The sequence below is a fragment of the Paenibacillus sp. J23TS9 genome (assembly GCF_018403225.1).
Lineage (GTDB): Bacteria > Bacillota > Bacilli > Paenibacillales > Paenibacillaceae > Paenibacillus_AQ.
This window is the reverse complement of record NZ_BOSG01000005.1, coordinates 290,931-304,110: the sequence shown is the minus strand read 5'-3', so window position 1 is coordinate 304,110 and position 13,180 is coordinate 290,931. Positions and strand designations below refer to the sequence as shown.

Genomic DNA, 13,180 nt, shown 5'->3' with positions numbered 1-13,180 from the left:
GAAGGGCATTGGATCAGCCCGATGATTCCCCAGAACCAGTAAACCTTCGTATGGCGGCGGGCATGTATGAACAACCACAGACTTTGAGTCAGTAAAATGGCTATAACCAGAACAATGACCCAAATGGGCAGTGACTCAGAGTGTGAACTATGCATGACCCGACTTCACCTTCTTCCGTGATTTTTGCAGGGTACGCAAGGCAAAGGCGATGACCCCCACGAACACAATCCCCTGAATCACTGCGAAGATCACGATGCTGCTCGATGCCAAAAGTAAATTGCCGCCGATAATCACGAGTGCAATGATCAGGAACAACGCCCACTCCCGAGCGGCCTGTTTGCGAAGCTTATGCATGTGACCGTTCACAAGCTGCTCCAATTCATGCAGCGCCGGCGATTCAGGATCCCGGATGGCCAGATCCATCTGGTCGAACCCATGCAGCAACTGTGCGAGCAGAGCCTCATCCTCCGCAGATCCTTTTTCGTCCATGTTTATTGCCTGCGGCGGCAGGTCCGGTTTCTTCGGGTTCATGAGTCCATGTTCCCGTTTATTCCTTTTCATCAGTCGTCAGCTCCTTTCGTAACTGCTGCAGTCCGTGATATATTCTCGATTTCACCGTTCCCGGCGGAATGTCCATGATTTCAGCAATTTCATCTTGAGTGTAGCCGTAATAGTGCTTGAGCAGAATCGGAAGACGCCACTCGTAACTCAGTCGGGACAGAGCTTGTACGGCATCCGTCCAGGCTTCCAACTGGTGCTTCAGCTGCCATTCGGTCTGGCGGAGAGCCTGTTCCTGGTCCTTCCATTGTTTCTCGACTTGTTTCCGGCGCATCTGGTCGATATAGATTCGTGTCGCCAGTGTGATGAGCCAGGAGGAGAATTTGGATTTTCCGTTATATAACTTGATTTTCTCGATGCACCTCAGCATGGTTTCCTGCGCTATATCCTCCGCCAATGCCGGGTTCATTGTCATTTTGATCAAATATTTCATTAAAAAGGAGTAGTGGGATTGCAACAGCTGCGCCATCGCCTGACTATCTCCGCGCTGGGCGCATTTGATTTGCTTTTGTTCGTCCAACTGCTGCCACTCGCTCCTTTCATTTCTTCATTCGTATCGCTGCAGCGATGATTGCTTAGTCCGTACGCGACCCATGCAATCACCCATAATACGTTTAGGTTCCTTGATTCGTTCACGGGATATTAAAAATATTTTCAGGAAGTTTATTCCGTAGCATTTTTCAGCATAAAGGACGATACTTTTTGTTTCTCCAAGAGGTAACTATTTGTTATAAGAAACGTTCTATCTTTAAGGAGATGGTTCGATGTCAGTCGTTTTGATTTTGTTTGGCATTATCATACTTGCGCTTGGCGTGATTCAGATCCGCAAGCCCGCCTGGGGCTGGAGAGCTAATGAAGGTTGGAAGGTAGAAGGTGAATCTGAACCAAGCGAGGCATACCTGGTTTTGACAGAGATCGGTGGTATTTTGATTGTTGTCATGGGAGCATTTCTTATATTAGTCGGGATATTCAAGTTATTTTATTAAGGATTCTATAGGCAAAACAAGCGATTGCCTTCATTTTCAGGCGTCCGCTTTACTGTCGTATCCATAAAGTAAGTACCTATATAAGCAGAACTAAAGAATTATAGGCAATTACATCGCTACGGATGCGGATCATTCTTACGATCGCTGTTGTCCCCGGATTTCTTTATAATGCTTGGTTTAACGGTTAAAATCCGGGGACAAAGGCGACCGCTTTGCTTCTTCAGAATGATTCCGCCTCCTTCGCTGAAGTATGTCCTTTCTTTAATTCATTCTATTTATTTCTTTTCCGCTGAGATCATTAAAAACATAGGTCTTCGAGTTTCGTCCTTCATCCCGGGGATATTCCTTAACATTTCATCTGAAGGCGTAGATTCCTTGACTGCCTGGATGCTGAAACCAGCATGGATTAAGTCATTAATATAAGTTGATAGGGTACGATGATATTTTAGAACGTTTTCCGTTAAGAACGTTGTTTCACGCAAACCTTCTGATGAATAGTTGTCCACTGGCCAATGCAGCGTATTCCCTTGGTCATCGTAATACCAATCTTGTTCGCTGCGCGAAGTGAAAATCGGATGTTCCACTGAAAAAACAAATGTACCACCTGTCGCTAGACAGTCATAGACCTTTTTGCAAATCAACTCGAATGACTCGATATAGTGAATAGCTAATGAACTGATGACCACATCAAATGGAGCGTTAGAAAAGTGGATCTCTTCAATTGGCATTTTTATATACGAAATCAAAGGATCATTTGTCATTTCCCGAGCCTTTTGAAGCATTTTTTCGGAAATATCCACGCCAATCACCGAACTAGCCTGTTGCTCACGAGCATACCGGCAATGCCAACCGAAACCGCAGCCCAAATCGAGTACATTCTTATTCTGCAGATTTGGAATTAATGTTTTTAGTACGTACCATTCTCCTGCAGCCTCGAGTCCTTGGACTGACCTTGGCATTTTTTCATAAGCAGAAAAGAAATTTTCATCATCATATTTGTTTTGTTTCATCGTATATTTCAACTCCTTTAGGCGAGCTCTACTCGCACCTTATCATGAATATTAACACAACAATTATTAAAGTTAATTCTCATTTCAAATATCTGTTGTTGCTAAAGCTCAGAGGAAGCACCCTGAAAATTTGTTAAAAGTGATAATGTATTTAAAACAAATTATTTATTAATAAGGAGATCGTCCTATTGCAAAAAAAGAAATACTTAACCCTTTTACCGCCGTTCCTCATTCTAACGATCATCTTGGTTTTCACTCTTCCAAACGATAAAAGGTATTTTGCATTTTTAGCCACGTTTGCATTTTGGATTACATACTATGTTTGGATTTATATTGAGAAGCAGATACAGAAGAAAAACGAATAGCATTTGTAGCGCATTATGTATCTACTGCGTCATTGCCGTTCCAAGGTTTTAGGTTATATCCCTTCATAACTAATGATGGTGCTTTGGTTAAACACCCAAATTACGTGCTATATTCTATTTGGAGGTACATCCATGAGTGGTAAAAAACTTGTGCTCTTGATCGTGTCTATTTGTGTATTTGGATTAATAGGTGTCTATGGGTTGATATATTTGATCGTATGGTTTGCCTTTAATTCATCTTGATTACTCATCGGCTCAGCTTCCCGATCTTCACTCTCTCCTCAAAACAAAAGCCACTCGAATGAGTGACCTTGAAATTTGGAATTTATGCGAAGGCTAATACGGTCTTTGTCGCAAGCCAGAGTAGATCACATAACTCAAGATTAGTTATGTCATTACTTGGTAGGCTGTCCGGTAAAATACGCTTTGAGAGTTTCCAATGAAAATAATGACTCACCTTATCATTATTATATTCAATCAGTAAGCCACTCTCCAGGTTTTCCTGAACCATCTCAATCATTTGTCCGATGGAAAGAAGCGGCAGCGCTTCGCCTTTATGATAATCCTCATTAAAGTCTCTGTGACCGGAATTTACGAAAGGTCCCTCATAGCGAGTGACATCATCATACTTTACCTTAACCACGTAGAGATCAGATAATCCGGGATCCCTCACCATCCACCATTTACGCAACCTCTCTTTTTGCTCGGTAGACAGTTCATTCAGATCATCAATGGTTATCCTCTGCTTCATGAACGATTAACGCCTCCCTCTCTCTTTCGTCCATTCTTATCAAGAAGATTATTCCATTAGCTATGCTCGAATTCCTTTATCTTAAATCAAACCGCCTTTTTTCTTACCACGGCAAATTTGTGATTTGGTATAATTGCTAGCCGCTCAATCCTCCTATTCGCATTCACTTCCACTCCTTCTGTTTATAGATACATAGGGGCTTCAACAATACTAAAAAATGTCGACAATATAAGGAGGTGCGACTATGCCTAATAACAAGAAGCCATCTGTTCATACTGTTCCAAATCCTGAAGGTGGTTGGGACAACCAACAAGATGGAAAAGTTATGAGTCATGGTGAAACAAAAGCTGATGCCCAAAAGCTTGGAAGGCAACAAGCAATGAAAGATAAGACAGAACATGTTATTCATAACAAGGACGGGATAATATCAGAGTCCAATAGTTATGGGAATGACCCGTTCCCGCCAAGAGGATAATATCATCTATCCGGCTTTCGGTATTTAAACGGGAAGCCGGATATTCTTTCATATCTTTCAAAATCCCTTCCAAAGCAAAGAACCTTCTCGCCATGCCCTCCTTATAAATAAGGAAGACACAGTACAGAAGGCCAAGGGCGCTTGAAGGCATCGATCAAATCTTTAATTCCCCGAGCTTGATCAGCTCGACGACGGCCTGAGAACGGCCTTTGACATTGAGTTTCTACATCACGTTGGAAATATGGTTCCGCATCGTTTTCTCACTGATAAATAACTGCCCGGCGATATCGCGGGTCGTTTTATCCTGAACAAGCAGCTCAAACACTTCACGTTCACGGTAAGTTAGCAAAAACTTGCTTGTATGATCGTTCCCTCTCAAATGTAAAACTATAATTTCACTCTAATTAATTTTTGGTCACTGGTAATATCATTTATTACTGAAATAACCTATATGATCTATATACATAAAGAGCGGTTTTTCCGTCTATTCTTTTTGTTTCTTCATTAATATTCTAGAATTTAGCACCAATTTTAGCACCAATTTTAGCACCAATAATTTTAACAAGTGGTAATCTCATAATATAATTAAATCAAAAAGAACCAGCATCTTTAAATGTGCTGGTTCTTTTTGATTTTATAAGACGTTTAAATATAACCTGTTTTTTTCAATAGAGTCAGGTAGTTTAGATAACGCTTGTTATCAAGATGAGCCTCCTGTGGATCTATTCCAGACAGAACTAACAGCTCATCCATTACTTTCTCGCAAACCCCCTGCATCGTAAACGCACTTATATGTAGATGATCAGTTGTTTCAATAACAACACGAATAAGTCTTCCCTCTTGAATGTCTTTCCACATTTTATTCTCATCAGATTGTAAGTGCCCTGTATTGCTTTGATTAAACTCAATAAGTTCGTTTATCATCGTTATTTCTTCAGCATTAAAAATTGAGTTTAGTACTGATGGATCCTTTATTTCATAACATTTATAGATATTTGCATAATTAGCCCAAGCATCTTTATTTAAGTCAATGAAATTTTCTTTATCGACTACGTTTGCGTTAAATTTCTCCTCAAGAGATTTTTCAACTTCTACTAATGAATACCGGGTGGGCAAACCTGACTGTTTAAATTGGTTATCAAGTTCATTAATAATGATATCACGTCCTTATAAGAAAGTATGACTCCATGTCTATTTCCAAGGTGATAATGAGTATAGTTTACACATTCTTCCAACTGATCACAAGTAACTTCAGGACAGGTTGATCCTTCAATAATTCACATCCCGGTTCATCCTCTCTTGATTGAAAGCATATTTCCTAGGGGAACATTAATATAAAAAACTGGAGGTCTAAATATGATAAGGAAAGCTTTTGCAATTATTTTTTTCGGATTACTTTTGCTGACACCAGTAACATCCGCCGAACCAAGCGATGAAAATGAATACTCTGAAGCTCTTCTAACTTCACTTAATCCATCGATCCAGAATGCACTTGCTGGTTATTACGGTAAACCGATACTGTATACAGAGCCGAAAATTTTAATGATTGAATGGTTACATAAAGGGCATTTATCATTTAACGTCACACTCCAGGTCAAAACATTTGTCGGCCTGAATAACTCTCGATCCGGTAAAGAGACGATGCCCATAACAGTGACCCATGATTCACAGTTTGTTCAAAAGTTTCATCATGAGGATCAGAAATAGCTTCGTTACAGCTTCTTCCCTCCATGCCGTTGCGGCCGCGTCGCATTATGCCATCTTTCCGTGATCGCTTGCTCCAAGTCGATACCGTACCGCCCGCAGGCATCGAACACCTCTTATAAATAGTCTTCCGTTTCTGTTTTTCGAGTAAAGTTGCTAAGATCTTCATCTGATATTTATCAGATAAGTATGTGAAGCGGTCTTATCTTATCAATTGCCGTTAATTTCGGATTAAGCTTATCCATCCTCTTACCTTGTTTTAACTCCCCTCAAAGCAAAGAACCTTCTCGCCATGCCCTCCTTATAAATAAGGAAGACACAGTACAGAAGGCCAAGGGCGCTTGAAGGCATCGATCAGATCTTTAATTCCCCGAGCTTGATCAGCTCGACGACGGCCTGAGAACGGCCTTTGACATTGAGTTTCTGCATCACGTTGGAAATATGGTTCCGCACCGTTTTCTCACTGATAAATAACTGCCCGGCGATATCGCGGGTCGTTTTATCCTGAACAAGCAGCTCAAACACTTCACGTTCACGGTGAGTTAGCAAAAATTTGCTTTTATGATCGTTCCCTTTCAATGGTGTCACCCCTCCTTGCTCGGGTTTATGTGGTATAACAAGGTAAAGGGATACAGTCAACTCATATTATGTAAGGTACAGGGCAATGGTGCCGTCAGGGTTAAAAAATAGGCTTGCGCCTTCATGGCGGACTTTAACGCGCTCCAAACTTCCGGAGTTCATACGTTTTCACATCAGTGAAAAGTTTAAATTTGCAAACCGGTGCCGACAATGGACTAGAGGAGGTGCTGGCTTTGCTATTTTTGCTGATCGCAGGTTTCATTGTTGTTCCGTTTATCATGACAGCCTTAGCTATTTGGAACAAACTTGTCCGGTATGTGCTGCATTTGGTAGCTCTGCTTTCTTTTTATACTGCAGGCTCCATTATTACCACGGTTGTTTACATGAACAGAACCCACGAGACCGTGTTTACCACAAACGTTCATGATGTGCTCCTGAACCCTTGGTTTCTGATGACAGGCGCCTACCTTGGACTGTATATTCCTTACCGCCTGCTGGCCGGATTTTGGGTGCACCGGCATCCATAATTTACTTCCGGTGCATGCCTTCTCTTGTTGTCTATCCATACATTTCATATGTGTTCCATTTAACTTCCAACTTCCATGGTTTGCACAAAAATACACCCCTTACATTCATCGGCTTACCCAGAGGGGCTCCCATGCTTATAAGGGGTGTATATGCACTTAGTTAATATCGGGGCTGAATAATCAGGTATTGAATTACATTCAGCATGAGTCTATTCGTACGCGCCCATATTCACGCCAGCTCCCTGAACCCGTGCCTGCCCGCCGATATCCAGTGATCCAATGATGCTGGTATCCGTTAATCCCGAATCCATGGCCGGCGAAGCTGGCTTCAGGTGGAAATCGTTAGAGGCGGCGTTCAAGAACAAAGGATCCGCAAATCGGGAGTGGGCGTCATTGCCTGTTCCTTTTTGGTATGCGGCGAATCCTGTATACTCTTTATTTTTCCAGGTCCAGGTGGCATTCGAGCTTCCACCCGGGGCAAAATACAGATTATAATCGACCACATTGCCAGAATTCTTTATATATTCGTTATAGATCAGCACATTCGAAGAACTGGCTACGAAAATATTATTTTCAATAACATTGTTCTGGGTATCATATTGAACGTACAGCTGACCGCTGCCGTCACCCAGGGTGTCATTTTTGTATAATGTGTTGTTGACGATATGGCAACCCACTGTCGACCCGCGCTTTGTATCATAGCCGCCCATGGCAATACCGGTTAAGCGGTTATTATAGATCACATTGCTGCGGATCGTTATATTACTGGTGGATTTCCCTGCATGCTCAGAGGCGATTTCAACCCCGATGTCATTATTGTAGCTGTAGTTCCGCTCGATGATGCTGTCTTTGCCCCCATCAACATAAATACCATCCGCCGCATTGCTGTTGTTCGGAAGCTTTTTCCCGTAGGACGGATTGTTATTTGAAGTAATATTGTAGATCTGATTGCCGCTTACGAACCCGTTTCTTGCCTGATCATAGGCCGCATTCGGCGATTTGCCCTCGTACCCGATAATATCGATCCCTATATTGTCATTATCATGAATCTTGTTGTTCGTCACGGAAAAGGTATCAACATTGCCGTTTAACACGAGCGATTCGCTGGAACCCAGCACCAGATTGTAGAGCTCGTTGCCGTCAATTGTCACGTCATGGATGGACTCCGGAGCTTTGGTTCCATACACGGCAATGCCATGAGCATCCCGCCCGAGAAGATCGGTTCCTGCTGGGGTTGACGTATTTTTAATGTCATGGATTTTGTTGTTGGACAGCGTAATATAACTGCCGGAGCCGTGTACGTAAATCCCGACGGGCATGACATTGCTTTTGGTAGTCGTATAGTTGCGAACCTCAAACCCTCGGATGGCAACATAATTAACGTCGGTGATGTCGATGATGCCTTCGGTTCCGCTCACGGACAGCCCTGTTCCATCGATCACGGCCTGCTCCGAGTCATAGCTGGTGAATGTAATCGGACCTTGGTCCGCGGAACCCGATTTGGTGATCTTGAGTTTTTCGTTATACACTCCGCCGCGAACATAAACCGTGCTTCCGGGACCTGCGGTATCAGCTGCGTGCTGCAAGGTTTTCCATGGTGCGCTGCTCGTACCTGCATTCGAATCGCTCCCGTTTGCCGATACATAATACTCGGTTCCCGAAGCTGCAGCCGAAGGCGCCTTGACGCTTGCGATTCCGAAACCTAATACAGCCAAACTAACTCCCACAATCAGCATTTTACCGAATCTCACGAATGATCATCTCCCTAATTTTTTTGTTTACCACATATGACCATGTCCATCCATCTAAATGGCCCGCCAAGAATTCGTTTCTTAGGTTTATTTCAGCGCCGGGATAAAGTCATGTTCGGCTTCATACAGCTCCTCAAACATATCGCCAATCTCAGCAAGCGAGCAAACGGCAGCGGATAACGGATCGACCATCAGCGCATGCCGGGCCATTTCTTTGTCGTTACCTAGAACCGCTCCCACGGCGAGATCAAAAAAGGCCATATTAGAACGGCACAAAGCGGCTAGATGCTCAGGCAGACTGCCGAACTGGCAAGGATTTATACCATTGCGATCAACCATGCAGGCTACTTCGACAACGCCGTCTGACGGCAAATTATGAATTAACCCTTCATTAGGCACGTTGCCATAAATCACTTTCGGTTCGTTTTTCAGCATCGCTTCAATGATAATGGCCGCATACTCATTGCTTGGCTTAAGCTCAAGCGGAATCGTGCCCTCGAGCTGCTGAATGATCCTTTCATCGTTTTCCTTCCGCCATATCGGCCAATTATCCGCGTAATAACCTGTTGCGCCATTATAACCGGAATTGCAGTGCTGATCGATTAGTGATTGGCGTTTACGATAGTAAGGAATGTATTCCGAGAAATGGCCGCTGGATTCCGATACGAAAGCTCCCAGGTATTTCATGGCATCAAATCGGACGGGGTCCTTCTTCAGCAGTTCCGGATCCTGGATCTTCTCGCGCAGCAGAGGATACAGGTCCTGACCCTGATGGGAAAGCTCCACGAACCACGACATATGGTTGATCCCTGCCGCCCTCCATTTCATCTCCGAATAAGGTACCCCCGCATATTTGGCCAAACGTTGGGATGTATTCTGAATGGAATGGCATAAGCCAACGACCGGGATTTGCGTAATTCGGGATGTAAGCAGCGTCACCGCTGACATCGGATTCGTATAATTCAGGATCGTCGTGTCCGGGCAGAGATCCTCGATGTCCCTGATGATTTCCATCCAGGAAGGAAGCGTGCGCAGCGTTTTGAATAGCCCGCCCGGGCCAAGCGTGTCCCCGATGCACTGGTTAACGCCATATTTCAACGGAATCTCATACTCGTAACGGACCGTCTGCAGTCCTCCCACTTCAATCTGGTTAATGACGAACTGCGAACCCCCGATCACTTCCCTACGGTCGGTGGAAGCAATCACGTCCCACTTCTTGCCTGAAAGCTCTATAATTTGCGCGACTAGCTTGCGTGCGATCTCCAGCCGTTCCGGATCGATATCCACCAGTGCGATCGTACCGCCTTCAATCCCTTCAATGAGCATAATGTCCGTAGTAATCTCCTGTGTAAATGCGCTGCCTGCGCCAATAATCGATATTTTAGTCATCGGTATTCTCCCCTTCTCTTTACTTCATGCCCGTCATCGTCAGGCCTTTGATAAATTGCTTTTGGAATATGAGAAACACTGCAATAACTGGAAGCGTAATCAGCACGGCCGCCGACATCACGACGTTATAGTTGACCATATGCGTTCCGTTAAAATAAACCAGTGCCAAAGGAACCGTCATTTTGCTCTCATCATTTAGAATAATAAGCGGCCATAAATAATTGTTCCAGGAATTCATAAAGGTAAAAATGCCGAGAGCAGACAGCATGGGCAGAATGAGAGGCGCAATGATCCGAACCATCAGTCGCAGCTCGCCCGCACCGTCCATTCTTGCCGCATCCAGCAGATCCTGCGGGATATCCTCAATAAATTGTTTGGCGAGAAAAACGCCGTAGGAGCTTACCAGATTCGGCAAAATAATAGCCATCAACTGGTTGACCAAACCTAATTTTGCAGTGATGAGATAGGTCGGAATCATAATAACCTGAAAAGGAATCATCATCGTCGCAAGAATTAGAATGAACAGAAGCTTCTGTCCTTTGAATTGATGCTTGGCAAAAATATAACCGGCTAGAGCACTTGTAAAAAGCGTCGCTGCCGTAATCACGACGGAAGTCACCGCACTGTTCATCAGCCACCTTCCGAAAGGCGCATCCACCAGCACGGTGCGATAGCCCTCCAGACTGGCCTTACTCGGTAAAAAAGTGTGTGAACCGGATACGATCTCCATGTTGCTTTTTAAAGAAGACAAAACCATCCATGCATAAGGCATCAGCATCGCACAAGCGGCTACTATCAACACCAGCATAATCAAACCATCCAACCATTTATTTCTGCGGTGCATTCGCTCCGGACCCCCTCGTCAATATTCCCACTCCGTACGCCCCCATTTGAGCTGCAGTAAGGTAACCACTAAAATGATCAACAGAAACACGGTAGCCATGGCCGACGCATATCCCATGTTGGAATTGGAAAAGGCCTGCTCGTATATGTGTAAAGCCAGCACCCTTGTTTCATTAAACGGTTCTCCCTTGGTCATGATCTGGAACTGGGCGAAAGCCTGAAAATAAGAAACGACGGTGGTAACGGATATGAACAGCATCGATCTGCGAAGCAGCGGAAGCGTAATGTCCTTGAAAATATGCCAGCGGCTTGCTCCATCCAAAATAGCGGCCTCATAATACATATCCGGAATCGAATCCAGACCTGCGATAAAAAGGACAATATTGTACCCGATATCAGCCCACAACGTCATCATGATGACCGAATACAGCGCATAATGCGGATCGCTTAACCACTGTATTGGGGCCATATGCATCTTGTCGAGCAGGATATTAAACAAACCGTGGTTGAAATTGAACATGGTGCTCCAGACGATTGCCGTACCTGCGAGCGGTGCGATTGTCGGAAGAAAAAACAAGGTGCGCATCAAGCTCCGCAGCCAGCCGGTCCGAATCCGCTGGATCGCTACGGCGATCATCAACGTGATGATGATGTTCACCATAACGGCAATAATGACAAATTTAAACGTGACCCAGAGCGACTTCAGAAAAACCGAATCGCCCAGCATACGGATATAGTTGTCGGCTCCTACAAAGAGAGCGCTTCCACTAAGCGGGTTATATTTAAATACCGACAATCCCAGACTCCATCCGATAGGAAGAAAGGCAAACACGCCGAACAGCAGCAGAACGGGGGCCAGCGACAGGTAAATGAATTTCCTCCCGTTTTTTCGGCCTGCCCGTTCGGCCCCGGGCTCAATTCCTTTATTTCTGCCTGTTGCAGTGCCAAGATTCATGCTCGTTCCACTCCGATCATTTATGTTGATCCTGACTTTCGTTGATGGTCTTCTCTATATTCTGAAGTCCCTTTTCAACGGCTTCCTGACCGGTGGCCATCAATTGGAAGTGATCATTAATCGTTTTGAAAAAGAAATCCCGGTCAGCGATCGGACCGATCCATTTCCCCAGCTGCAAAATATCAAGTGAAGTTTTCATATAAGGATTTGATTTGAGGAATTCCGGATTTTCCGCCACAGCCTTTTTGGCAGGAACAGTGAACGTGCTTTGGTTCCATGCAAGCAAATTATCATTGGATGACATGTAAGTAATAAAGTCGACGGCTGCTTTCTGCTGCTTGCTTTTTTCTGAAGCAACAATGCCCCAGCCTGACTCTGCTGAAAATGAAGGAGGATTCGTTGTAAAGGAAGGCACGGGTACATACTCAAAGTCTTTCACTTTGTATGTATTCAGCCCAGCAGCTACGGTCCATGGACCTCGATAGGTCATTGCCGATCTGCCTTGAAAGAAATAATCGGAAGTGTCCAGCTCGCCGCCGAACGTCGTAAGATCTGCCACTTTGTCATTAGCAATGAGGGAGGTTAAGGCAGTCATCGCCTTCTGGGCTTCTGGTGTCTGGAAATCAACATGGTCATTTTCTCCCCAATATTTCCCGTTTTGCTGCAAAATCATAGACAGAAACGTGAATGTAATATTGTCGCCGGAAACGAAGTCAAAACCCTTGACCTTGATTCCCTTGCCGTCACGAACCGTCAATTGCTTCGCATCGGCCACAAGCTCATCCCATGTAGAAGGAGGATTGGCAATTCCATGCTCTTTAAGCATTTGCGGATGGATCAACATCCCGCCATTCTCAATATTAAATTCGAGCGGTAGTCCATACAGCTTGCCATTCAGTGTGTACCCGCCCAAAGGCGCTTCGTAATATTCCGTTTGCAGCTGTTCACTTCCCGGAATTTCCGCAAGCAGGCCGTTTTTTGAATACTCCGGAACCCAGGTGCCGAACATTTCTGCGATATCAGGCGGGCTCTTTGCGGAAAAGGATGCTTTAAGCTTCTGGTTGTACACGTCATAAGGAAAGGTCTGGTAGTCAATGCTCACATCCGGGTGAAGCGCTTCGTAGTCTGAAATTACTTTTTTATAAGCATTCATGAAGGCGTCTTCCTGATGGCTCCAGAAAACCAGTTTTACTTTACCCTGGCTGCTGGAGGGTGATGAATCGGCTTTCGAATCATTTGCGCAACCCGTTATCGCAAAAATTGTGCAAATAATTGCAAAAACACTGC

Annotated in this window: 15 protein-coding genes and 1 pseudogene; 4 read left to right on the top strand and 12 right to left on the bottom strand. The window is 44.4% G+C overall.

All coding sequences use genetic code 11. From position 1 onward, the window contains the following. Positions 1 to 147: 147 nt before the first annotated feature. A complete protein-coding gene (locus tag KJS65_RS25350) occupies positions 148 to 561 on the bottom strand; it encodes a YxlC family protein (protein WP_213652591.1) in 414 nt (137 codons plus the stop codon). Then, positions 548 to 1,078: an RNA polymerase sigma factor SigY gene (sigY, locus tag KJS65_RS25345; RefSeq protein WP_213652590.1), complete on the bottom strand. Its 531-nt coding sequence runs from the start codon at positions 1,076 to 1,078 to the stop codon at positions 548 to 550. Before sigY ends, KJS65_RS25350 begins: the two co-directional genes overlap by 14 nt. Positions 1,079 to 1,322: 244 nt before the next feature. Here sigY and KJS65_RS25340 point away from each other — a divergent pair, with 244 nt between their 5' ends. Beyond that, positions 1,323 to 1,544, top strand: a complete 222-nt coding sequence (locus KJS65_RS25340) for a DUF6199 family natural product biosynthesis protein (RefSeq protein WP_213652589.1) — start codon at positions 1,323 to 1,325, stop codon at positions 1,542 to 1,544. A 275-nt stretch (positions 1,545 to 1,819) separates the two neighbouring features. On the opposite strand, the gene KJS65_RS25335 is transcribed toward KJS65_RS25340, so the two are convergent. After that, positions 1,820 to 2,554, bottom strand: a complete 735-nt coding sequence (locus KJS65_RS25335; RefSeq protein ID WP_213652588.1) for a class I SAM-dependent methyltransferase — start codon at positions 2,552 to 2,554, stop codon at positions 1,820 to 1,822. 690 nt (positions 2,555 to 3,244) lie between these two features. Beyond that, a complete protein-coding gene (locus KJS65_RS25330) occupies positions 3,245 to 3,670 on the bottom strand; it encodes a hypothetical protein (RefSeq protein ID WP_213652587.1) in 426 nt (141 codons plus the stop codon). Positions 3,671 to 3,914: 244 nt separating this feature from the next. Between KJS65_RS25330 and KJS65_RS25325 the strand changes: the two genes are divergently transcribed. Further along, a complete protein-coding gene (locus tag KJS65_RS25325) occupies positions 3,915 to 4,145 on the top strand; it encodes a DUF2188 domain-containing protein (RefSeq protein WP_136608353.1) in 231 nt (76 codons plus the stop codon). 154 nt (positions 4,146 to 4,299) lie between these two features. Here KJS65_RS25325 and KJS65_RS25320 read toward each other — a convergent pair. Beyond that, positions 4,300 to 4,524: pseudogene (locus KJS65_RS25320) on the bottom strand (helix-turn-helix domain-containing protein). A 266-nt stretch (positions 4,525 to 4,790) separates the two neighbouring features. Next, complete coding sequence (locus KJS65_RS25315) at positions 4,791 to 5,261, bottom strand: hypothetical protein (RefSeq protein ID WP_213652586.1); 471 nt, start codon at positions 5,259 to 5,261, stop codon at positions 4,791 to 4,793. Positions 5,262 to 5,501: 240 nt separating this feature from the next. On the opposite strand from KJS65_RS25315, the gene KJS65_RS25310 reads away from it, so the two are divergent. Then, positions 5,502 to 5,852, top strand: coding sequence for a DUF3888 domain-containing protein (locus tag KJS65_RS25310; RefSeq protein ID WP_213652585.1), 351 nt, complete (start codon positions 5,502 to 5,504; stop codon positions 5,850 to 5,852). A 351-nt stretch (positions 5,853 to 6,203) separates the two neighbouring features. Here the strand turns inward: KJS65_RS25310 and KJS65_RS25305 are convergent, their stop codons facing one another. Then, positions 6,204 to 6,428, bottom strand: a complete 225-nt coding sequence (locus tag KJS65_RS25305; protein WP_036649309.1) for a helix-turn-helix domain-containing protein — start codon at positions 6,426 to 6,428, stop codon at positions 6,204 to 6,206. Positions 6,429 to 6,661: 233 nt separating this feature from the next. Here KJS65_RS25305 and KJS65_RS25300 point away from each other — a divergent pair, with 233 nt between their 5' ends. After that, positions 6,662 to 6,955 (top strand): transposase, encoded by a 294-nt coding sequence (locus tag KJS65_RS25300; RefSeq protein ID WP_213652584.1) that lies wholly within the window; start codon positions 6,662 to 6,664, stop codon positions 6,953 to 6,955. Positions 6,956 to 7,164: 209 nt separating this feature from the next. Here the strand turns inward: KJS65_RS25300 and KJS65_RS25295 are convergent, their stop codons facing one another. The 5 genes from KJS65_RS25295 to KJS65_RS25275 all read right to left on the bottom strand — a co-directional run bounded on the left by KJS65_RS25295 (position 7,165) and on the right by KJS65_RS25275 (position 13,046). After that, positions 7,165 to 8,691, bottom strand: a complete 1,527-nt coding sequence (locus KJS65_RS25295) for a right-handed parallel beta-helix repeat-containing protein (protein ID WP_213652718.1) — start codon at positions 8,689 to 8,691, stop codon at positions 7,165 to 7,167. Between the two features lie 102 nt (positions 8,692 to 8,793). Beyond that, positions 8,794 to 10,095, bottom strand: coding sequence for an alpha-galactosidase (gene melA / locus KJS65_RS25290; protein WP_213652583.1), 1,302 nt, complete (start codon positions 10,093 to 10,095; stop codon positions 8,794 to 8,796). 19 nt (positions 10,096 to 10,114) lie between these two features. Further along, positions 10,115 to 10,939 (bottom strand): carbohydrate ABC transporter permease, encoded by an 825-nt coding sequence (locus KJS65_RS25285; protein WP_213652582.1) that lies wholly within the window; start codon positions 10,937 to 10,939, stop codon positions 10,115 to 10,117. An 18-nt stretch (positions 10,940 to 10,957) separates the two neighbouring features. Continuing rightward, complete coding sequence (locus KJS65_RS25280; protein ID WP_213652581.1) at positions 10,958 to 11,893, bottom strand: carbohydrate ABC transporter permease; 936 nt, start codon at positions 11,891 to 11,893, stop codon at positions 10,958 to 10,960. A 16-nt stretch (positions 11,894 to 11,909) separates the two neighbouring features. Continuing rightward, a complete protein-coding gene (locus KJS65_RS25275; protein WP_244864804.1) occupies positions 11,910 to 13,046 on the bottom strand; it encodes an ABC transporter substrate-binding protein in 1,137 nt (378 codons plus the stop codon). Positions 13,047 to 13,180: the final 134 nt, after the last annotated feature.